The following is a 22933-nucleotide window of genomic DNA, read 5'->3' on the forward strand; positions in this document are numbered from 1 at the left end:
AATTCTTATTGAAATGTTAATTTTTAATATTTTATTGAATAATAATCTTCAAATTATTCAATTTAATGAATATAATTCAAATTTATAACATATTTAGGCATTGCAAGCCATAGCATTATTCCTTACTTTTGCTAGACTAAAATTCCATGCCAAATGAAGTCTAACGAAAGCACTAAAACGGAAATTACATTCAACGATTTTAAGACTGAAGTTCTAAACGATTACAAAATCGCAGTGACAAGCAGGGAGTGTAGTCTTTTGGGACGTCGTGAGGTACTGACGGGCAAGGCAAAATTCGGGATTTTTGGTGATGGCAAAGAGGTACCACAGATTGCGTGGGCCAAGGCTTTTCAAAATGGTGATTTTAGATCTGGCTATTATCGTGACCAAACCTTTATGATGGCCATTGGTGAACTATCAATTGAGCAGTTCTTTGCCGGACTTTATGGACATACAGACATTAACCATGACCCAATGTCTGCTGGGCGCCAAATGGGTGGGCACTTTTCAACCCATAGCTTAGATGAAAATGGGGAATGGAAGAATTTGACACAACAGAAGAATTCTAGCGCAGACATCTCTCCTACCGCAGGGCAAATGCCACGATTATTGGGCTTAGCGCAAGCGTCTAAAATTTACAGACATGTCGATGGTATTGACACCTCCAAATTCTCAAACGAGGGTAACGAAGTTGCATGGGGTACCATTGGTAATGCCAGTACCAGTGAAGGTTTGTTCTTCGAAACCATAAATGCCGCAGGTGTTTTGCAAGTTCCTATGGTGATAAGTATTTGGGATGATGAATATGGTATTTCTGTGCACGCTAAACATCAAACCACCAAGGAAAATATATCTGAAATCCTTAAAGGTTTCCAACGTGATGAAGATAACAAAGGTTATGAAATTCTTCGTGTAAACGGTTGGAATTACCCAGAACTTATAGATACTTTCCAACGGGCTTCCTCTATCGCAAGAACGGAGCATGTGCCAGTGATGATTCACGTTAATGAATTAACTCAACCTCAAGGTCATTCAACCTCTGGTTCTCATGAGCGTTATAAAAGTAAAGAGCGCTTAGAGTGGGAAACTGAGTACGATTGTAATGCACAAATGCGTCAATGGATGGTTGGTAATAGTATTGCCACAGATGAGGAACTGACGGAGCTTGAAAAGTCTATTAAAAAAGAGGTGCGTGAAGGGAAAAAAGTTGCTTGGACGGCTTTTCTGAAACCAATAAAGTCAGAACAAAACGAAGCAATTACTCTTCTTTCAGCATTAGCCAATTCTAGCGACAATGCTGTCTTTATAAATAAATTGAAAGATGACTTAGCGTCAATTTCAGAACCGATACGAAAAGATATTCTTTCGGCAACGCGCAAAGCTTTACGTTATGTAATCACTGAAGATTCAGCTGAAAAGAACAATCTTCAGAATTGGATTACCAACTATATTAGTACTGTTCAACCTCAATTTAGCTCTCATTTATATAGTTCTTCTAAATATAAAGCGATAAATTCTGAAGCCGTAGAACCTGTGTATGCAGATAATGCTGAAGAAGTTGATGGACGTGTAGTGCTAAGAGACAACTTTGATAAAATTTTCAGTACCTATCCTGAAGCGTTGATTTTTGGTGAAGATGCTGGTCATATCGGAGATGTTAACCAAGGGCTGGAAGGGCTTCAAGAAAAATATGGCGTATTGAGGATTTCGGATGCTGGTATTAGAGAAGCAACTATACTCGGACAAGGGATTGGAATGGCCATGCGTGGTCTGCGCCCAATAGCAGAAATTCAATATTTGGATTATATACTGTATGCACTTCAAATTATGAGTGATGATTTGGCGACCTTGCAATACCGCACCAAAGGGCGACAAAAAGCACCTTTGATTGTGAGAACACGTGGCCATAGACTTGAAGGTATTTGGCATTCTGGCTCTCAAATGGGCGGTGTGTTAAATCTAATTAGAGGCATACACGTCCTTGTACCAAGAAACATGACCAAAGCGGCAGGCTTCTACAATACACTATTAGAAAGCGACGAGCCAGCATTGGTTGTTGAATGTTTAAACGGTTATCGTCTCAAGGAAAAAATGCCAAGCAATCTCGGGGAGTTTAAAACACCTATTGGTGTTGTAGAAACTGTAAAGGAAGGAACAGATATCACTTTGGTGTCTTACGGTTCAACATTGCGTTTAGTGGAAGAGGCCTCAAAAGAGCTACAGACCGTTGGTATTGATGTTGAAGTGATTGATGTCCAATCGTTACTTCCATTTGATTTGAATCATGATATCGTAAAAAGCATAGCCAAAACCAATAGGTTGATGGTGATTGATGAAGATGTCCCAGGTGGTGCTTCAGCTTATATTTTGAATGAAATTCTAAATACTCAAAACGCCTATCAGCATTTAGACAGTCAGCCTAAGACGCTAACGGCCAAAGCTCACCGACCAGCTTATGGAACGGATGGCGATTACTTCTCAAAACCGTCCACGGAAGATATTTTTGAAGCCGTTTATAAGGTAATGCATGAAGTGAATCCTGAAGACTTTCCTCGATTGAGGTAAGAAATCATTACGTCATTGCGAAGCTCGCCAAAGCGAGATGTGGCAATCTTTTTAGTTATCTAATTCTATTTTGGAGATTACCACGTCGCACCGCTCCTCGTAATGTCGTCATCATATTTAGAATGTTCAACTTCAATAATCTGCCGATACTTCAAGGCCTTTAAACAATATGAGACGCATTGATTTTTATAGTTTCTCAAAAATGCCCTACATTTAAATTGTAAAATACTATTTGAATGTTTCCGGATTTTAATCGTTGGAGTTTGCCGTTACTGATTCTTGCCCTTCAAGGGTTTATTTTCGTGATTTTGTTATTGACGCGATACTTCAAAAAACATAATCTTTCAGATTTATTTTTGGGGCTCATACTGTTTTTGACTTGCTATACCCAAATCTGCTATACTGTAGGTTTTATGGGCTGGTATGATACCTTTAGGACTACTAAGATTAATTACTTCCTCATCAATATTGGTATTGCGCTGGCGCCGTTAATTTACTTCTATGTGAAGTCGATTACACAATCTAACTTCAAATTTAAAAAGAAGTATTGGTGGCATTTTGCTTTAGCTATTATTATAGTTGTCTTTAGGCTAGGTATCTATGTTTATGATGCCTTACAACCCAATTTTGACACCGTACAAAATGGCGTGCTAAAATTAGCTTGGGACGAAGCCATTTTGCAACCTATTTTAAGTTTTGTTGCGCCCGCGCAGATGCTTTTGTATTTGGCCTTTACCTTTCAGTTATTTTATAATTATAGAAGAAAAATAACGCAATATTTCTCTAATACCTATAAGCTGGAACTCAACTGGATTCTCACCTTCCTCATCCTGTTTTCACTATCGTTTCTCTATTCTAATATTCAAGAGATTGTCGGGTCATTTTTTGCTGATTTAGGCTATAAAGAACGTTGGTGGCTAAATCTTTATATGGCATGTATTACCCTCTTTATTGGAATTAAAGGCTACTTCACGGATACCACAAAATTAAATCGATTGAGTTTTAGTTTTAGCCCAAAAACCATCGGTATCCCAGAGCATGAAGGCGAGCCGACAAACCCCATTTCAGAAAAAGACAAAACCACAGTCACTGAGTTAATGGAAGTCCAACTCGTCTATCTCAACCCAGAGCTCAACTTATCCGACCTTTCCGAAATGGCCAATATGACGCGAGGGCAACTTTCCGAAATCATAAACACAGGCTTCGGAAAAAACTTTAACGACTATGTAAATGCTTATCGGGTTGAAGCCTTCAAAATCAAATTAAAAAATCAAGAGCATCAGCACCTCTCGCTCTTAGGTATTGCTTTAGACTGTGGTTTTAATAGTAAAGCCACCTTTAATCGGGTATTTAAGAAACTTACCAACCATTCCCCATCCGAATATCTCAAAACGCAACTCAATTAAGACGTCTCAAATCGTATTTGAGCCCTCCTGAGACGTTATAAGTCGCCCAGCGGTAGACTTTTCTTCAAATTTGTGTCATCATTAACTCTGAATCTATTCAGAAGAAATCACATCAAAGATGACACGATTAAAAACACTTTTCCTTTCAATTTTAAAACCTGTACTACAACCAAAATGGTACATGGATTTGGCATTTGCTATTCCTCGAATTTTATGTGGCTTATGGCTTACTGCAAGTTTTGGTGCCGATAAATTCGGAATGCCTTGGACATCAGATTCCCAAAACCTAAACCTGTTTGAGGTTGTGGCTTGGTTTCCAGATGATGTAAAAGCTTATGGAGGCATCTTTGCGATTGCACCAGTATTTTTTGCATGGATGGGTGCATTCAGCGAAGCGGTTGGCGGTCTTTTCTTATTACTAGGTTTAAAAACGAGGATCGCCTCTTTCTTAATTATGTGTACCATGCTCGTCGCCATTTTTATGCAAAAATGGAATCAAGGACTGTGGTCTATGCTTCCGGCTATGGGTTTCCTTTGGGCCAGCATCTACAATCTTATGTTAGGCTCAGGACGTTTTGGGCTAGACTATTTAATTACTAAAAAATTCAATAATCAATAAAAACGCTAGTATCATGAAACAGTTAATCACAATGACAATCGCATTACTAATGGGCGTCAACCTAATAGCTCAGAACCGAGTATCGCTTTCGGACTTTGAAAGCTTAAACAACACCAGTTGGAAAGGAAAATTGATCTATAAGGATTACCAATCTGGCAAGCAGGAATCCATCGACGCGACGATGCAAATTGAACTCAAAAACGGAAAAATCGTTATGAATGTGCAATACACCTATGAGCCCAGTAAGAATAATAAGAGCTCTGTAAAATTGAGAAACGATGGTACGTATTTTGGCAATGAAAAAATAGAACACTTTTCCAATACAAATGGCACAAAAACGCTAGTAACAAGTTATGTCGGTAAAGACAATGGTAAAAAAGCCAATATGCGTATGACCCGTACCTTAACCGATTCTACCTATTCTGTAGTTAAAGAAGTGACGTATTTCGGCGAGGAGAAATCCTTTGTAAGAAACCGCTATGACTATAAAAAAACATAAAGGATGAAACATATTAAAAATCTCATATTTGGAATTTTAGCACTGTCTTTTCTGAGTTGCGTACAACAAACACAAACTAAAAAAATTAGCTTTCAACTAAAGCTTGAAAACCCATCAGAGGTTACATCCGTAGGCCTAAGAGGTAATCTAGAACCGCTCTCATGGAAGAGTACTATGCCGCTTACGTACTTTGAAAAGGATAATGTTTATAGAACCGAAATAGAATTAAGTACAGCAAATTTTGATTTGGAATTTAAGTTTGTGGTCAATGATTCTGTATTTGAATTGAAAAACCAGAACAATCGACAAATTCAATTTAAATATGAGCCAGAAAGCATTGTATACAAAGCCATTTATAATGTACCTGAACCCATTGAATTATCTAGAAACGAATAGGAATTCTTAATTTGACTGAACAAAAGCCACAACTCTGTTGTGGTTTTTCTATTTTAGACATCACAAATTTTTAATCATTATATATGAAAACCAACTATGACCTCGGGCTTTTAATCCTTCGACTTGGCTTTGGTGGCTTAATGCTTACGCACGGTATCCCAAAATTAGAAATGCTAAATGATCCTTCCTCATTTGGCGATCCTATAGGATTAGGGTCAACAATATCCCTTATTCTCTGCCTCATTGGCGAAGTCCTTGCTCCTGCACTTTTAATCATTGGCTTCAAAACAAAACTGGCAGCTATACCAGCAGCTATCACCATGGCCGTAGCGGCCTTTGTAGTTCATGGCAATGACCCGTTACAAAATAAAGAGATGGCGCTTCTTTATCTCATAACGTTTACAGCACTGATTTTCACCGGCGCAGGACGCTATTCAATTGATGGGAGAAAGTGATAAAATAAAATGTTTTTAGTGTTTGGCATGAGCAGGGCCATGTTTGTCGAAAATTGTTTTAATACATTATCATTTTTTCGAGATTTGAACTATAATTTTAAAACAAACACTATGAAAACTAGATTATTAATTGCAGTAAGCGCACTATTACTTTTTTCTTCTTGTATAGTAAAATCATTACAACCGTTTTACAAAAAAGAACAACTTAACTTCGATACGCGTTTAATTGGTAAGTGGATAGACCACAGGGAAGGAACTTGGGAATTTGTTAGCTTTAAAACTGAATGGAAAAAAGAAAACAAAGAGCCTACAAAACTTATGAAGGAAGATCGTGAGGCTTACGAAAATTACAAAGATGGCTATGTAATGACCTATATAGAACATGGGAAAGAGGCCAATTTCATTGCTATGCCTTTTAAAGTTGGCAAAGCGGTGTATCTTGATGTAATGCCTTTTATATATGACACTGATAAAATTAACGACTTAATTTCACAGCACCTTCTAAAAACGCATTCCGTTGCGAGAGTAGATTTTTCGAACGATAAACCAATAGCCTTAAAATGGTTGCCAGAGTCGACAATAACAAGTCTATTTGAGCAAGAGAAATTAAGACTAAAGTTCGAAAAATCCGGTATTGATCAAGATTTAGTTTTAACCGATGACACCGAGGCCCTTAATGCCTTTTTACACAAATTTGAAAAATTCAAAGAAAATAACAAATGGGAAAATGATACAACCTATAAACTAAGCCCTCAAACCAGCAAATAACATGTCGAATATCGTTTCTATAAAAGAAGCTTATAAGCCCATTTTATTTAATGGGCTTTTGGCATTGATAATGTTTGTTACTTTACTCTTTGTATTTTCAAAAGGCAAAAGTCCAATTATCATTGACTACCTCTTCACAATGACTTTCATAGTGTTTTTAGCAGTTCCTATAACATTTAACTTGTATCAATTCATACCCAAGCTATTAAAGAGGCAACATTACATTACTTATATAGTTGCATTTTTATTGACATTGGTTGTCACTGCTTGGGCTTTTGATTATTCTTTTCAAATCATATTAGATTTAATTTTTCCAGATTACTTCTTTAGCTCTTATCTCAACAATTTCAATAGTTATCTTTTATTTGGAATTATTCTTCTTGCCACTACTTTACTAAAACTATCCAAAGATTGGTTTTATTTTAATGCTTCAAAAAACAAAGAACTCAAACAACGTAACGAGCAGGTAGAGACACAATTAATGGCACTACGTGCTCAAATGAATCCTCATTTTTTGTTCAATTCCCTGAACGTCATATACGCCATGGCGCTCGATAAAAACAAAAAAATAACCAAGGCCATCGTAGAACTATCTGATGTATTGCGCTATGTCATCTATGATGCCGACACCAAACGTGTGAGCCTTCAAAAGGAAGTGACTTTAATTGAAAACTACATCAAATTCCAAAACCACAGGACACCGATTGGTAAAAGAGTGCAGTTTAAACAGTCGATAAAAAATCCCCATTTTCAAATTTACCCCATGCTCTTTTTACCTCTTCTAGAAAACAGTTTTAAATACGGCTTATCTTTAGCAACCATAGAAAATCCTATTGACATAAATTTGGAACAAGGCAGAGACGCACTGAGTTTTAAGATTAAAAACCCTATTAGTCACATTAACGTCAATATTGAGGAGAAATATTCTGGTGTAGGACTTAGCAATCTCAAAAATAATCTTAATTTGATTTATGGAGATCGACATACGTTTAAGGTTGATAAATCTGAAACGCATTTTACAGTCTTTTTCAAGGTTCAAAATGATTAAGTCCAACAAAAAAATATTGAATTGCCTGGTCGTAGATGATGAAGTTTCTTCTCAAAATGTCCTACATCATTTTATAAAATCAACTGATGGTTTATTTCTTAGTGGTACCTGTTTCAGCTCCGATGAAGCTTTTAAATTTCTTGAAAGCAATTCCACGGTCGATGTCATTTTTTTGGATATTAACATGCCAAATGAGACGGGCTTGGATTTCTACAAACGCCTTGTAAATCCTCCAAAAGTTATATTTACTACGGCCTATCCACAGTTTGCCGTTGATGGTTTTGAAGTCAATGCTGTTGATTATTTGTTAAAACCTATTGCTTACGAACGTTTTTTATCAGCTGTGGAGCGGTTAACTTATCTAGACGATAATTCAATTTATGATTTTTTAGTTCTTAATGAAAACAAGGTGCTTCATAAGGTGAAACTCAAAGACATCTTGTATATTGAAGCCTTCGGCGATTATGTTAAAGTTCATACGGCTCAAAAAACCATAATGACGCTTAGTACTTTTACCTCTTTTCTAGAAAAATTACCACAGTATTTTCTTAGAATCCATAAGTCTTTTAGTGTAAATATGGAATATATTTCTATGTTAAAAGGTAATCAAATCATAATTAATCATCAACGTTTACCTATAGGACAAACCTTTAAGCCTGAAGTCTTAAAAGCATTAAATATCTAGCATGAAAATTGAATCCGTCGTCACCATAAAAAAAGAATTACAGCATTTATCTCATGCAGAGCTAATGGCATTGTGCCTGCGTTTAGCGCGGTTTAAAAAAGAAAATAAAGCGTTGCTCACCTATTTACTTTTTAAGGCGCATGACGAAGATGATTACGTGGCTTCTGTAAAAGAGCTATTGGATTCCGATTTTGAAAATATGAATACCAACAGCTACTTCTACATGAAGAAAACCATCCGCAAGATTCTTCGGCAGATAAAAACGTATGCTAGATATTCCAATAGCAAAACCACAGAAATAGAACTCCTCCTCTATTTTTGCGAACGTCTGAACGGCTTAAAACCAAATATTCACCGAAATCAGACATTGAAGAATCTCTACGCCCGACAAAAACTAGCCATCGCTAAAAAAGTAGCTGTACTACATGAAGATTTACAGTACGACTATACCGTTCAACTTGAAGAGTTAAGGGATTGACGTTTTTTTTGCTACCTTTCTACATCTAACACAACCATTTCGTTATGTATCCAATCCTAAGAAAAATTTTAGCAATAGTTATCGGCTGGTTAGCCGGTAGTGCAGTAAATATGGGCCTTGTGCAATTGGGACATACCATGTACCCTGTTGAAGGACTTGACCCCAATGACTTGGAAGCTATGGCCGAAATTATGCCCACGCTAAGTTCAGAACATTTTATATTCCCATTTTTGGCGCATGCGATGGGAACATTGGTTGGAGCCACAATAGCAGGACTTATTGCTCAGCAGAATAAAATGCGTTTTGCCATGATTGTCGGTGTTCTCTTCTTGCTTGGAGGTATCATGATTAATTACATGATTCCCGGCCCAACGTGGTTTACCATCGCAGATTTATTAATAGCTTATATTCCTATGGCCTATTTAGGTGGAACCATTGCTAAAAAGCTAAGTAAAAAGAGCGTATAAACGAACTTCAAAATTCAAGTTTTGCCCTAGTATTGGTGTAAAATTTCATTAATTTAGCCCTTCAAAATTTAAGACGCTTAATAGATGAAAAATACGCCCTTACACGAAACCCACGTTGCCTTAGGTGCCAAGATGGTTCCCTTTGCTGGCTTTAATATGCCCGTACAATACGAAGGTGTGAATATAGAACACGAAACCGTTAGAAATGCTGTTGGCGTTTTTGATGTATCCCACATGGGCGAATTTTTAATTGAAGGCCCTAATGCTTTGGATTTGGTTCAGAAAGTGTCGAGTAATGATGCGTCTAAATTAACCGTCGGAAAAGCACAATACAGCTGTATACCGAATGAAACTGGTGGTATTGTTGATGATTTAATTGTCTATCGTGTTAAGGACGACACTTATCTACTAGTCGTTAATGCTAGTAATATTGAAAAAGACTGGGCGTTTATATCCTCTAAAAATGATGTAGACGCTACGATGCGAAACTTGAGCGACGATTACGCGTTATTAGCCATTCAAGGCCCTAAAGCCGTTGAAGCTATGCAGTCCCTGTCTAGCCATGATTTGTCAGACATAAAATTTTACAATTTCGTTATTGGAGATTTTGCAGGCATAGAGCATGTAATTATTTCAGCGACTGGGTATACCGGAAGTGGCGGGTTCGAAATCTACTGTAAAAATTCTGAAGTAAAACAAATCTGGGACCGCGTATTTGAAGCTGGGGCTGACTTCGGAATAAAACCAATTGGCTTGGCCGCTCGTGATACCTTGCGTTTGGAAATGGGCTATTCACTTTACGGAAATGATATTGATGATACCACTTCACCTTTTGAAGCTGGTTTGGGTTGGATTGTAAAATTCACCAAAGACTTTACCAATTCTGAAAATCTTGCTGAAGAGAAAAAACGCACACCAGAACAAAAATTAGTGGCTTTTGAGTTAGACGAAAAAGGTATTCCAAGACAAGGCTATGAAATTGTAGATTCTAGCGGAAAAACCATTGGCCGAGTAACCTCAGGCACCATGTCACCTTCCCTCAAAACAGGCATTGGCTTAGGTTACGTACCTACAGTCTTTGCAGAACCTGGAAGCAAAATAAACATTCAGGTACGTAAGAAGGCGCTACCTGCGACCGTTGTAAAGTTACCGTTCTATAAAGGCTAATATTGGCCTGAGACGGCGAACGAATGAAGCAGGAACAGAGCAAACATAAAATACTTATTCTCGGCGTCAGTGGCTACTTGGGCAACGCCATTTACAAGGAGTTATCACCTTATTTTAGGGTATACGGGACGTATTTCACCCCTAAGAGGGAATGGGAACAGAATAAACAATTCTTTCACTATAATGTTGAAGAAGACGATATTTATGAGCTTTTAGAAGTCACTAAACCTTCCATCATCATCTCAGCCTTACGTGGTAATTTTCATGCGCAGACTATTGCACACGCGCACATTTCGGAGTATGCCTTGCAACATCAATCTAAAATTATATTTCTGTCCTCTGCCAATGCTTTTGACGCCTATAGCAAATACCCAAGCTACGAAACAGACAAAACCCTTAGCCATAGTATTTATGGACATTTCAAAATAAAGATTGAAAACATGTTATTGCGCTTACCCAAGCGTCAGGTTGCTATTCTAAGAATGCCCATGGTTTTTGGTACTAATTGTCCGAGGATACAAGAAATGCGACAATTAATTTCAGAAAAAGAAGCCGTAGAGATATTTCCAAATTTGATTATGAATGTGACCTTAGACAAAAAAGTCACCCAGCAAATCCATTATATCATTAATCGAAACAAACATGGTGTTTTTCATTTGGGCTCAACGGATTTGGTACATCATGATGAATTTATAAAAGATATCTTAGCCATAATTTCAGATGGTGCAGTATCTCTAAAACATGTGTTTACAACCAATGAAGACCGTTATTTGGCCGTACTGCCAAAATATAATGTATTGCCTAAACACCTTCAGATAACAAGCCAAAAAGTCCTTCAGGAACTAGAAAAATAGCTTGGTTTTGATTGAGGTATTTGCTAATTTACTAGAATTAAAATGATGTCAGACCGAGTGAAGTCGAAGTCAAACAAATAAAAATTAAATTACTCTTTTACTTTAAAACACATGAAATCACTAGACCAAGATACCATAGAAGCCAAACTCCTTCAATTCCCCGATTGGGATTATTTTGATGATGCCTTGCATGCCGAATTCGAGTTTGAAAACTTTAAAGATTGCTTCAGCGCCATGAGCCGAATTGCTTTTGAATGCGAAGCTCATAACCATCATCCAGATTGGTCCAACGTCTATAACGTCTTGAAAATCTCCCTATCCACACACGATGCAGGTGGCGTTACGCAAAAAGATTTCGATTTGGTGGAAGCCATTGAAGCTATTGTTGAGCCAGAAGAGTAGACGTTTTAAAAACATCCATAATTTGTTAAATTTGCGATGAACCTCTCGAGCGTTCAAATTTGAAATAAACACAAATAAATATCCCGATGTTTCGGGAATCAAAATATATTCTAATGGGAAGAGCTTTCGAATTTAGAAAAGCACGTAAAATGAAGCGTTGGTCAGCTATGAGTAAGGCTTTCACACGCATTGGCAAGGACATCGTAATGGCGGTAAAGGAAGGTGGTCCAGACCCAGATAGCAACTCAAGATTGCGTGCCGTAATACAAAATGCCAAGTCGGTTAACATGCCGAAAGATAATATTGAACGTGCCATAAAACGTGCATCCGATAAGAATCAAGGCGATTATAAAGAAGTGATTTTTGAAGGTTATGCACAACACGGTATTGCTGTATTGATTGAAACGGCTACCGATAACAATACAAGAACCGTAGCCAACGTCCGCTCCTACTTTAATAAAACAGATGGAAGCTTAGGCACATCGGGCTCTGTGGTATTCATGTTTGACCATACCTGTAACTTTAAAATCAAAGCCGACGATATTGACCTCGAAGAATTGGAATTGGAACTCATTGATTTCGGTGTTGAAGAAATCTTTGAGGACACCGATGAAGATGCCGATGGAAATGAAGAAACCAGCATCATGATTTACGCGCCGTTTGAAAGTTTTGGCAGTATTCAATCATACTTAGAAGAAAACAATCTTGAAATTATTTCCTCTGGTTTTGAACGCATTCCGCAAGTCACTAAAAAGTTAACTCCCGAGCAGGCCAAAGATGTTGAAAAACTTATTGAAAAGCTTGAAGAAGATGATGACGTACAGAATGTGTATCATACCATGGAGGAAAGTGCGGAGTAAGCACATCTAACAAAGTGCAACACACCCACTACACATCGCCATTTACAACGAAACAGTTTCCAATTGTTATAGTTTCGGAAAATGTAACAAATGCTGCAAATGTGGGTAGTTTGTTTAGAGCTGCAGATGCCTTCGGCGTAGAAAAATTGATTTTTTGTGGTGAGCATGTCAGCTTAGGAAAGCGTTTTACTAAAACGTCTAGAGCTACGGAGCAATATGTGGATTTTGCGTTGGAAACGGATGCAATTAAAGTACTTGAAGATTATCAATCATCTGCATACACCATTATCGGCTTAGAAATAACCAGCACTAGTCTTTCTCTTAAAGATTTTAAACTCAAACAGCATAACCCAATTGTTTTGCTGATTGGCGACGAAAATCATGGTATTTCAGAGCAAGCCCTAAATTTATGTGAGTATTGTATTCATATTGATATGTTTGGCAATAACAGTAGCATGAATGTAACGCATGCCACGAGCATAGCACTCTATGAGCTTACAAAGCAATTGCAAAATAAAAACCTATAGGTTCTCATTTGCTCTTTTTAGTAGCGTATTTAAAAATTCGGATTAACCCGTAAAGTATAAAAGCTATATTTAAATCATGAAAGTTAAAGACTACGTAAAAGGGAATCTACAGACACTTGCAATCATCGCTGGGATTGTTCTGTTCATTTATTTTATGTTTAAGATTAAGATCTTGTTGCTCTTTATTTTTGTGGCTATGGCAGTATCACTTATTTGTAGACCAATCGTAGTGGTCTTAACTAATAAGTTGCGATTTAGCAATACGCTTGCCGCCTTTACTACCCTAGTTTTTATGATTGCCGTGGTGGCCCTAATGCTTTGGATGTTTGTGCCCATTATTTTGGAACAAGGACAAATTGTATCCGAAATTGATCTTGATCTGGTTCGTCGCGATCTAAATGAGCTGAGTGTCCAAGCCAGCGAATATCTTGGTGTAGAACAGATAGATTTAGTGGAAACCATTAAGAACACTGAGTTTATGAATAATGTCAATAAGGAGTTTTTATCTCACTTTTCTGACTTTTTTGTTGTTCATGGTGCTGATATAATGGCTGGCATCTTTGCCGTACTGTTTATTTCATTTTTTATCCTGAAAGACGACCAGCTTTTAATTAGAGCAGTCACGGCCTTTGCCGAAAAGAAGAATGAAAGACGCTTTATGCTTGTAATATTTAAATCTCGAGTATTATTATCTCGTTATTTCTTGGGCCTAACGTTACAAACACTTACCATATCATTACTTTATTTTTTTCTATTGTTTAGTATGGATATTGAAAATGCACTTGCCATTGCCCTCGTTTGTGGCTTCTTAAATGTTGTTCCCTATTTAGGACCTTTAATTGGAGGTGCCGCCATGGCCTTAATAGTTTTGGCCAACAATTTGGCAGCAGACTTTTCAACTGAGCTATTACCAAAGTTCGTCATAATCGCCGTTGGGGTAGCCATAGTACAACTTTTGGACAATTTGGTATTTCAACCGGTCATTTTCGGGAAGAGCGTAAAATCCCATCCGCTAGAAATATTTATCGCCATTGTAATATTTGGGTTGTTGTTTGGGATTTTCGGGATGATTTTGGCGATTCCTGTTTACACTACAGTTAAAGTCATTTCAAAAGAATTTTTATCAGAATATAAATTTGTAAAGCGTCTCACTGAAAATATTTAGGGCTAACAAACAGTTAAGATTTAATATCTTTAGCGCATAAACCAACTTATGAATTCTAAAATTATCGCTAACGGTATTTTGAGGGCACTTGCTGTAATTATTGGCATTGCACTACTCCTCTATTTTATTTACGCCATTCGTTCGGTGATTGGTTATATAGCCATTGCAGGGGTTTTGTCCTTGGTGGGTCGACCGGCGATAGAGTTTTTAGAGAATCGTTTAAAATTTCATCCAACACTAGCGGTTATTACGGTTATGGTATTGTTTGTCCTACTCGTTTTAGGCATTATTTCGCTGTTTATTCCGTTGGTGATAGAGCAAAGTCATAATCTGGCTTTACTAGATGTAGACTTACTAAAACAAAACGTAGAATACATCTATTCTGAAATCATTGACTATTTCGGGATACGAAAAGTCGATGTTGAGACACAAATTGAAGAAGCCGAGATATTTTCAGAATTTGACTTTGGCATGATTCCAGATTTTTTAAACTCTGTAATTTCAGGCTTGGGAAGCTTTAGTATTGGTTTGTTTTCGGTATTGTTTATCCTCTTCTTCTTCTTGAAGGACAGAAGCCTTCTGGTGAACAGCATTCTATCTCTCTTTCCCAAAAGTGAAGAGTGGCGTTTATCACGCATTCTTATAACCATACGTGATTTATTATCGAGGTACTTTGGTGGTCTACTCTTACAACTGTTAATTCTATTTACCATTTACTCTATTATTCTATTGATTTTTGGAATTCAGAATGCATTGATCATTGCAACACTTTGCGCTTTATTAAATGTCATACCGTATGTTGGACCACTGATTAGTGCTATTTTAATTTGCTTATTGACGATTACGAGTAATTTGGGAGAAGACTTTCAAGCGGTCATTTTACCTAAGACCCTTTATGTAATGATTGGTTTTATCATCGCGCAGTTGGTCGATAATTTCTTTAGCCAACCTTTTATTTTCTCCGCAAGTGTAAAGTCTAAACCTTTAGAAATATTCCTAATCATTATCGTATTCGGATTGTTATTCGGAATTATGGGACTTATTATCGCAGTGCCTCTATATACAACCATAAAAGTTATTGCTAAGGAATTTTTAAGCGAATACCGTATCGTTAAAAAACTGACCAAAGATTTATAAGTTCCATGAATCTGAAATTGCTTCAACCCGAAGTGCAATCCTTTATCACTTCAAATTTAAAGTCGGATGTCGCCTCTTTAATTCTGAAGGGTTCTCCGTTTGAAGACATATCCATTTCTGACATTACAGAACAAATCGAAGCGAAAAAACGATGCGAAAAAAAATTGCCTACCTGGTTTGAGCACGAAGGTATCTACTACCCCAACAAATTGAATATTGAACAAACTTCGTCTGAAAAAACCGCCAATTACAAAGCCAAACTTATAAAAGACGAAAGCCTCATTGACATCACGGGTGGATTCGGTGTTGACAGCTATGCGTTTTCAAAACACTTTAAATCCGTGACGCATTGCGAACAAAACGCAACACTTGCCAATATCGCCAAACATAATTTTGAAGTCTTCAGAATAAAGAATATTGAAACTGTAGCCTCAGACGGCATCGAATACTTAAAGAAAAATGACCAGCCTTTTGATGTGTTATACGTGGACCCATCTCGACGTGATGAGGCAAAGAATAAAGTGTTTTTACTATCCGACTGTACGCCGAATCTTAAGACATTCAAGAATCTGTTCTTAAAGTATGCCAAAACCGTTCTCATAAAAACATCGCCTTTGCTCGACATATCAGCAACAATTTCTGATTTGGTTCATGTTAAGGATATTCACGTCGTTGCCGTCAAAAACGAGGTTAAAGAATTAATGTTTTTGTTAGAGCGTGACTATGAGGGCGAGATAAGTATACATGCAGTAAACCTTCATAGTGATAGTCAGGATGAATTTAGTTTTAAGCTATATGAAGAGTCTGAAGCAATAGTCAATTTTGGATATCCTAAAACATATCTCTACGAGCCAAATGTCTCTGTTTTAAAATCAGGAGCCTTTAAAATTTTGGCCAAAAAATTAGGCGTTTCTAAATTGCATCATCATTCGCATTTATATACGAGTGATAACATCGTAGAATTTCCAGGACGTTCTTTTAAAATTGAAACGGTAATTCCTTTCAACAAAAAGCAATTTTCAAAATTGGGTATTAAAAAGGCGAATGTCACAACCCGAAATTTCAATCTCTCAGTGCACGACATTCGCAAAAAGTTAAGCATAAAGGATGGAGGTTCGGTTTATCTTTTTTTTACGACAAACTCCGATGATGAAAAAATAATCATCGTTTGTTCTAAACTTTAAAAATTCCCGTTTCGGTAAAAGCATAGCAGTCGCAATCTTCTGGTGCATTCTTAGTATTTAAGCCCGTAAATAAGCTAAATGCCGGAAGTATCAATTCGCTTTCGGTAATTTGATAACACGGTAGTTTAATCCGTTGTTTGCCCTTGCCTTCAATGGTCACGCCAGGATGTGTATGCCCAGAAATCTGAAAACTTGAAGAATTTTCTCCTTTATCATGAATAAAGGTAAACGGTTCTATGACCAGTTCTGGCGCATGTAATTCTAATTGAAAACGCTCGATTACCGACTTTGAAATTCTATCATGATTACCCTTAATCAGCACTACTTTTAGGTCTTTAGATTTTGCTTTCCATTCTTCAAAGACAGTTAAATCCGTATTGCTTCCTGCATGAAACAAATCCCCAACAATCAAGAGTTTTTTTGCGTTAAAATGTTCAATTAAACCCATAAGACGTTCCAAATCCTGCTCCAAAATAGTTTTAGGCATAGGGATGCCGTATTTTCTAAAATGCGCGGTTTTACCAATGTGTACATCCGATAAAATCAAGGCACGCTCACGTTGCCAATATATAGCACGCTGATTGGTAAGCGTTAATTCTTCGGATTTAAGTTGAATGGGATGCTTTACAATCTGCATTAATCAATTTTCTGCGTTTGTGCTTTTATACGTTGAATTCGTTTATCCAAGCTTTCGTTACTCATGGTACCACGCAAGCTATCCACTTTTAATGGAAAGCTCAGCGGTGTAAATGAGCTTGCATATTTAACGATAATCTTTGAATTTGAAATACGTTCAAAGGCAGATTTTAATCGAGCTTCTTCTAATTGTTGATTAAATACTTCAGTATAAGCTTGTCTCAGCAATAAATTATCGGGCTCATGGTCTTCCAACACCCTAAAAATCAATCCTGAAGATGATTGCAAACTCTTGTTATTTTTTCGATTGCCAGGTTGCGATTGTACCACCAAGCCTGAAATCACGGCAATATCCCGAAACTTCCGTGATGCCATTTCCGATGCGTTGATGCTTGCTATGACGTCATCCATCAAATTATCCTTAGTCAAGATATCGGCAACATTGCCGTCATCCAACGGAATCGGTTGGTCACTCAACAACTCGAAACCATAGTCATTCATAGCAATGGTAAACGTCAGCTGTTTTAATTTACTAATCCGATAAGCAATTAGGCTAGACATCACCTCGTGGACCAAACGGCCTTCAAACGGATACATAAATAAGTGGTGGCCGTCTCGGGTTTCTATCATTTCCACTAAGAATTCATCGGCTTTGGGAATGTGTGAATTTTTGTCTTGCGTAGCAATCAAGGGATTCAAAAACCGAAGTTCTTTTTCTAATCGTTTAGGTTCTAAAGATTGTGATAATTTTAAGCGCAAATAATGACTTAAATGCGAAGTCAATGGCAAACGACCGCCCAACCAACTTGGCGTAATCGCCTTTTTGGCTTTGCTTCGCCTTACGAGTGCCGACATATCTTTTATGGTGACCAATTCCAAAACACGACCCGCCAAAATAAAGCTGTCGCCTGGTTTTAATTTCGAAATAAAAAACTCTTCAATCATTCCGACATAACCTCCGGAAATAAATTTCACCAACATCATAGCTTCGCTCACAATCGCGCCGATATTCATACGATGCAACATACTGATACGTCTGCTTTTTACTTTATATAAGCCATCCTCGTCGTCAAAAACCACTTTATGGAACTCCTCATAAGTCGATAAGGTTTTTCCGCCCTTGGTAATGAAATTAAGACACCATAACCATTCGTCCTTAGTCATATAACTAAAGGCGTGGGTTTCATGAATCAATTCGAATAATTTATCCGAATCAAAACCTTCGCCGACAGCATTGGTGACCATAAATTGCACAAGCACATCATAGGTCAATACCATTGGGTCTCGCGACTCTATCTCTTTATTTTTTATAGCTTCTTTTAAGGCTGAAACTTCAACCAATTCTAAGGAATGTGTTGGTACAAAGTAAATTTTTGATTTCTCATACGGCGAATGCCCCGAACGTCCCGCACGTTGTACGAAGCGTGCCACACCTTTTGCAGAACCAATCTGAATAACGCAATCCACAGGTTTAAAATCAACGCCCAAATCCAACGAGGATGTGCAAACCACAGCCTTTAAATCGCCTGAAGAAATACTGTCTTCTATCCAATTGCGCAGTTTTTTATCGATAGACCCGTGATGAATGGCCAACAATCCCGCCAATTCAGGTGCTGATTTTAAGATTAACTGATACCATAATTCTGATTGTCCTCGGGTATTGGTAAATATGAGCGTCGTGGTATTTTCGTAAATAATAGGTATAATCTTATCCACCATTTTTGCGCCCAGATGTCCTGCCCAAGGTAAAACTTCAATCTCATCAGGAAGCACGGAAATGACATCCAGCTTTTTGTTTTGTTTGGCCACAACTTGCGTGGTCTTCAAACCTTTGTAAGGTAAAAGGACATTTTTTGCTTCTTCTAAATTTCCAATGGTTGCGGTAATGCCCCAAATCTGAAGTTTAGGCGACAGATTTTTCAATCGTGCTAAAGTCAATTCCGTCAAAACCCCACGTTTGTTTCCCAGGAGTTCATGCCATTCGTCTACTGCGACACACTTCAAATCCTTAAACCAGCGCGAATTCTTTTTCTGACTAAACAGCAAATGCATCGTTTCAGGTGTAGTCAGTAAAATATCGGGCATTAATCGCTCTTGTTGACGCCGAATTTTAGTTGGTGTATCGCCGTTTCGAACTTGCACGGACCAATCCAGTCCAATCTCATCAATGGCAGTAGACATAGCCTTTGCCAAATCCTTAGCTAACGAGCGCAAAGGGCTAATCCAAAGCAATTTTAAACCTTTTGGATAGTTTTCGGGATGGTTGAGATAATCCACAACAACCGCCAAAAATACCGAATAGGTTTTACCAAATCCTGTTGGGGCCACCACCATACCACTGTAGCCATTGGCATAGCGTTGCCAGGTCTGCATCTGAAACGGAAACGGCGCCTGCGCTTTTTCCGCCATCCAATTATTGATGATGCCAATCCCCGTACTTTCTTTGAATGTGCTCACGATGCCGTAATCAATTGTTTTACAGTTTCTATGGTATCAATCTCTTCGGCTGGTTTATCTTTTCTCCATCGGGCAATCCGAGGAAAACGTAGAGCCACACCCGATTTATGACGATTGCTCAAAGCAATGCCTTCAAAGGCGATTTCAAAAACGAGTTCAGGTTTTACCGTTCTCACAGGACCAAATTTTTCAATAGCATTCTTATTGACCCAACGGGAAATCTCTGTTATTTCTTTATCTGTTAAGCCGGAATAGGCTTTGGCCACGGTAACCAAACCTTCGTCTTTTTTTACCGCGAAAGTGTAATCAGTATACTTTGAACTTCGGCGTCCACTCCCCTTTTGTGCGTAAATCATTACTGCATCTATGGTCAGCGGGTCCACTTTCCATTTCCACCACTCGCCTTTCTTTCGACCGGTATGGTAAGGCGAAGCTTTCTGTTTGAGCATTAAGCCTTCACTATTAATGGCTCTGCTGTTCTCCCGGATGCTACAGAGCTCGTCCCATTCTTCAAAATGAACGATATGCGATAGTTTTATATAGTTTGAAAGTGCCACGCTATTAAACAAAAACTCAAGTTGACTCCGACGTTTTTCCATCGACTGATCTCGAAAATCCTGATTTTCCCATTCCAATAAGTCATAAGCATAGAAACCAATCGGGACTTCTTCGAGTAATTTCTTACTGACATTCTTTCGATTCAATCGTTTTTGAAGGTCGTTGAACAGCAAAACGTCATTGTCTTTCAACGCCAGAATCTCCCCGTCAATCACAAAATCATGTTGAAAGCTCGAAAACGCCTCCACTAATTCTGGAAATTGTTCGGTAACCAATTCTTCGCCACGCGACCATATAAAAATTTCTTCATTTCGCTTCACGATTTGTCCTCGAATACCATCCCATTTTTGTTCCACTTGCCAATCGCTGGGATTGCCCAACTCAGGTAATTCTTTTTCCAACGCATAAGCCAACGCAAACGGATAAGGTTTGGAGTTATCGTAATTAATATGTGTGCCTTGCACCAAAGCATCAAACGTAATATCGTCGACAGACCAGCGTCCAATAATACTATGCATCAATTGGTTAGCGTCAATGCCGGTAAGTTTCGCCAAGGCATTAACTAAGGTCTTTTTGGATACGCCTATTCTAAAACTTCCTCCTATCAATTTATTAAAAATCAATCGTTCTTGCTGTTCTAATCCCGACCAAGCCTCGAGAACAAATTTCTTTTTCTCTTCATCCGATTTCGGTTTTAAAGTCCTAAGCTCCATCATCCATTCATGAAGTGTGATATTAATGTCGTGCGTTGGTTTAGGCAATAATAAGGCTATGGTTTCGCCTAAATCGCCAACGGTGCTGTAGCTTTCCAAAAACAACCATTCCGGGAGTTCTGTGATTTCCATACACCATTGTTTCATCAAAGTGGTCTTTACCGGTCTTGGTGGACGTTTACCAGTAAATAATGCAATTAGCCAGAGTTTATCTTTGTCGGGTGCAACTTTAAAATACTCTACCAAGGCATCAATCTTAGCGTTGGTTTTATTCGTAATCTCTATGGCGCTGATGAGTTGGGAGAACTGTTTCATTCGGTATCCGCTTTTTCCAATTCTTTTTCGGCAGTCGCCATAGCATCGTTACCATATTCGGTTATTAACTCATCGGCTTTTATTCCGATTTCATTCAAATATTTCGAAAACGTCGCTTGGGAACCATGAGTGACATAAACTTGCTCAGCTTCTGAAGCCTTTACTGCAGAAATTAAACCATCCCAGTCCGCATGGTCACTAACTGCAAATCCTGCATCAACAGCCTGCCAACGGCGATTCCCACGAATCTGCATCCAACCTGAGCAAATGGCCGTCGCAGGATTCGGCAATCGTTTCAATAATCGGGAACCCAATAATGCCGGTGGTACAATCACAATTTTATTCTGAAGGGCTTTCTTATCAAAATCATTAGTCAGGAGTTGCGTTTTGGGTAAATCAATTCCCGAGCCCTGTATCGCTTGATTCAAACGGTGAATGGAATTATGCACATACATCTCATCAGTACCATCTAGCAATGACATAATACGTTGCGCTTTTCCTAAGGAATAGCCAATAAAGACTGAGGTTCGGTTGTTTGCCTTATTAGTTTCGTGCCAGGATTGCATATCCGATTGTAACTGTTCTTCAGTTTTCCAATTATAAATCGGCAAACCGAATGTACTTTCGGTAATAAAGGTGTGGCATTTTATGGATTCGAATGGCGTTGTAATAAAATCGGGCTGAATTTTATAATCTCCCGTAAAAACCACCACTTCGCCTTTATATTCCAATCGGATTTGTGCGGAACCAATGACATGACCAGCCGGGAAAAAACTGACATCCACACCATTGATTTTGATATGATGGTTATATGGAATACTTTCAATATTAATGTCTGCACCGATTCTGTGCTGAAGAATCGCCTTAGAATCATCCACACAAAGATACCGTTTCATGCCCCATCGTGCATGGTCCGCATGCCCATGTGAAATAATCGCATAATCCACAGGAAACCAAGGGTCTAAATAGAATTTTCCAGGAATACAATAGATTCCCTTCTTAGTGAATTTGATGTAAGACATGTTGGTTATTTTCGAAATATGAAGCTACAAAAATGACAATGAAATTGATTGAAGTTTTTGTTAAATAGGACTACTTTTTTGTGCTCCATTCCATTTATTTTAAACATAAAAGCATCAAAAAAGTCAAAAGGTGACATAAGTCATCTTTTATCCTTACCTGTGATTCTAACTTTGTATCTATAATTAAAACCTAATCATTATGACTACTTTATATCAAAAAATTGAACGAGAATGGACTGAGAATTTTCTAGGATATACAGCTATGGCTATTGTCCTTTCTACTTGTATTGGTTCTGTAGCAATCATGACCTCTGTAATGCAAGGCAATGGTTTCTTTCAGATGTTTCAGGTGTTTTTGGTAGTGTGTGCTTGCAGTATTCATAATGCATCGATATTAACCGTACAAAAGCCGTCAGTTGTATTAAAATTACTTATAGCTAGCGTTTTAACCAGTTTTTTAGTTATGACATTCGGCGTAGCTTTCAGTTAAAATAACCTAATTTTTTAATGTTGCCCTGAGGTTTTATATCTTTATTCCTCAGGGCTTTTT

24 protein-coding genes are annotated in these 22933 nt (G+C 37.9%); 20 read left to right on the forward strand and 4 right to left on the reverse strand.

Annotated elements, in window-relative coordinates:
* Positions 1 to 153: 153 nt before the first annotated feature.
* The 19 genes from ACFOSX_RS10385 to ACFOSX_RS10475 all read left to right on the forward strand — a co-directional run bounded on the left by ACFOSX_RS10385 (position 154) and on the right by ACFOSX_RS10475 (position 16682).
* Complete coding sequence (locus ACFOSX_RS10385) at positions 154 to 2565, forward strand: alpha-ketoacid dehydrogenase subunit alpha/beta (protein WP_386100444.1); 2412 nt, start codon at positions 154 to 156, stop codon at positions 2563 to 2565.
* 236 nt (positions 2566 to 2801) lie between these two features.
* Positions 2802 to 3971 (forward strand): helix-turn-helix domain-containing protein, encoded by a 1170-nt coding sequence (locus tag ACFOSX_RS10390; protein WP_386100447.1) that lies wholly within the window; start codon positions 2802 to 2804, stop codon positions 3969 to 3971.
* A gap of 118 nt (positions 3972 to 4089) precedes the next feature.
* Positions 4090 to 4590, forward strand: a complete 501-nt coding sequence (locus tag ACFOSX_RS10395) for a DoxX family protein (protein ID WP_386100449.1) — start codon at positions 4090 to 4092, stop codon at positions 4588 to 4590.
* Positions 4591 to 4603: 13 nt separating this feature from the next.
* Positions 4604 to 5089, forward strand: coding sequence for a hypothetical protein (locus ACFOSX_RS10400; RefSeq protein WP_386100451.1), 486 nt, complete (start codon positions 4604 to 4606; stop codon positions 5087 to 5089).
* Positions 5090 to 5092: 3 nt separating this feature from the next.
* Positions 5093 to 5485: a CBM20 domain-containing protein gene (locus ACFOSX_RS10405; protein WP_386100454.1), complete on the forward strand. Its 393-nt coding sequence runs from the start codon at positions 5093 to 5095 to the stop codon at positions 5483 to 5485.
* Positions 5486 to 5568: 83 nt separating this feature from the next.
* Positions 5569 to 5940 carry a DoxX family protein gene (locus ACFOSX_RS10410; protein ID WP_386100457.1) on the forward strand — a complete coding sequence of 124 codons (372 nt, stop codon included), beginning with the start codon at positions 5569 to 5571 and terminating at the stop codon, positions 5938 to 5940.
* 111 nt (positions 5941 to 6051) lie between these two features.
* Positions 6052 to 6708, forward strand: coding sequence for a hypothetical protein (locus ACFOSX_RS10415; protein ID WP_386100460.1), 657 nt, complete (start codon positions 6052 to 6054; stop codon positions 6706 to 6708).
* A 1-nt stretch (position 6709) separates the two neighbouring features.
* A complete protein-coding gene (locus tag ACFOSX_RS10420; RefSeq protein ID WP_386100463.1) occupies positions 6710 to 7756 on the forward strand; it encodes a sensor histidine kinase in 1047 nt (348 codons plus the stop codon).
* Between the two features lie 16 nt (positions 7757 to 7772).
* Positions 7773 to 8441: a LytR/AlgR family response regulator transcription factor gene (locus ACFOSX_RS10425; RefSeq protein WP_386100466.1), complete on the forward strand. Its 669-nt coding sequence runs from the start codon at positions 7773 to 7775 to the stop codon at positions 8439 to 8441.
* Position 8442: 1 nt separating this feature from the next.
* Positions 8443 to 8919 (forward strand): hypothetical protein, encoded by a 477-nt coding sequence (locus ACFOSX_RS10430; protein ID WP_386100469.1) that lies wholly within the window; start codon positions 8443 to 8445, stop codon positions 8917 to 8919.
* 44 nt (positions 8920 to 8963) lie between these two features.
* Entirely contained in the window at positions 8964 to 9386 is a 423-nt protein-coding gene (locus ACFOSX_RS10435; protein WP_386100472.1) for a hypothetical protein, read from the forward strand.
* An 84-nt stretch (positions 9387 to 9470) separates the two neighbouring features.
* A complete protein-coding gene (gene gcvT, locus ACFOSX_RS10440; RefSeq protein ID WP_386100475.1) occupies positions 9471 to 10553 on the forward strand; it encodes a glycine cleavage system aminomethyltransferase GcvT in 1083 nt (360 codons plus the stop codon).
* 23 nt (positions 10554 to 10576) lie between these two features.
* Positions 10577 to 11407: a sugar nucleotide-binding protein gene (locus ACFOSX_RS10445; RefSeq protein ID WP_386100478.1), complete on the forward strand. Its 831-nt coding sequence runs from the start codon at positions 10577 to 10579 to the stop codon at positions 11405 to 11407.
* Positions 11408 to 11518: 111 nt separating this feature from the next.
* Complete coding sequence (locus ACFOSX_RS10450; RefSeq protein ID WP_386100481.1) at positions 11519 to 11809, forward strand: 4a-hydroxytetrahydrobiopterin dehydratase; 291 nt, start codon at positions 11519 to 11521, stop codon at positions 11807 to 11809.
* Positions 11810 to 11922: 113 nt separating this feature from the next.
* Complete coding sequence (locus tag ACFOSX_RS10455; protein ID WP_386100484.1) at positions 11923 to 12669, forward strand: YebC/PmpR family DNA-binding transcriptional regulator; 747 nt, start codon at positions 11923 to 11925, stop codon at positions 12667 to 12669.
* 14 nt (positions 12670 to 12683) lie between these two features.
* Entirely contained in the window at positions 12684 to 13196 is a 513-nt protein-coding gene (locus ACFOSX_RS10460) for a TrmH family RNA methyltransferase (protein WP_386100487.1), read from the forward strand.
* Between the two features lie 76 nt (positions 13197 to 13272).
* Positions 13273 to 14361: an AI-2E family transporter gene (locus ACFOSX_RS10465; protein WP_386100490.1), complete on the forward strand. Its 1089-nt coding sequence runs from the start codon at positions 13273 to 13275 to the stop codon at positions 14359 to 14361.
* Between the two features lie 48 nt (positions 14362 to 14409).
* Complete coding sequence (locus tag ACFOSX_RS10470) at positions 14410 to 15498, forward strand: AI-2E family transporter (RefSeq protein ID WP_386100492.1); 1089 nt, start codon at positions 14410 to 14412, stop codon at positions 15496 to 15498.
* Between the two features lie 5 nt (positions 15499 to 15503).
* Positions 15504 to 16682: a class I SAM-dependent methyltransferase gene (locus ACFOSX_RS10475; protein ID WP_386100494.1), complete on the forward strand. Its 1179-nt coding sequence runs from the start codon at positions 15504 to 15506 to the stop codon at positions 16680 to 16682.
* Here the strand turns inward: ACFOSX_RS10475 and pdeM are convergent.
* The 4 genes from pdeM to ACFOSX_RS10495 are packed head-to-tail and all read right to left on the reverse strand — an operon-like array spanning position 16672 to position 22383.
* On the reverse strand, positions 16672 to 17319 hold the full coding sequence (pdeM, locus tag ACFOSX_RS10480) for a ligase-associated DNA damage response endonuclease PdeM (RefSeq protein WP_386100496.1): 648 nt from the start codon (positions 17317 to 17319) through the stop codon (positions 16672 to 16674). The two genes, ACFOSX_RS10475 and pdeM, sit on opposite strands and share 11 nt — an antisense overlap.
* Positions 17319 to 19727, reverse strand: coding sequence for a ligase-associated DNA damage response DEXH box helicase (locus tag ACFOSX_RS10485; protein WP_386100622.1), 2409 nt, complete (start codon positions 19725 to 19727; stop codon positions 17319 to 17321). The genes pdeM and ACFOSX_RS10485 overlap by 1 nt, the downstream gene beginning before the upstream one ends.
* A gap of 44 nt (positions 19728 to 19771) precedes the next feature.
* Positions 19772 to 21361 carry an ATP-dependent DNA ligase gene (locus ACFOSX_RS10490; protein WP_386100499.1) on the reverse strand — a complete coding sequence of 530 codons (1590 nt, stop codon included), beginning with the start codon at positions 21359 to 21361 and terminating at the stop codon, positions 19772 to 19774.
* A complete protein-coding gene (locus ACFOSX_RS10495) occupies positions 21358 to 22383 on the reverse strand; it encodes a ligase-associated DNA damage response exonuclease (RefSeq protein WP_386100502.1) in 1026 nt (341 codons plus the stop codon). The genes ACFOSX_RS10490 and ACFOSX_RS10495 overlap by 4 nt, the downstream gene beginning before the upstream one ends.
* A 199-nt stretch (positions 22384 to 22582) precedes the next feature.
* Here ACFOSX_RS10495 and ACFOSX_RS10500 point away from each other — a divergent pair, with 199 nt between their 5' ends.
* Entirely contained in the window at positions 22583 to 22873 is a 291-nt protein-coding gene (locus ACFOSX_RS10500) for a hypothetical protein (RefSeq protein ID WP_386100505.1), read from the forward strand.
* Positions 22874 to 22933 lie beyond the last annotated feature (60 nt).

It is taken from the genome of Winogradskyella maritima (assembly GCF_042650215.1).
In the GTDB taxonomy this organism is placed as follows: Bacteria; Bacteroidota; Bacteroidia; order Flavobacteriales; family Flavobacteriaceae; genus Winogradskyella; species Winogradskyella maritima.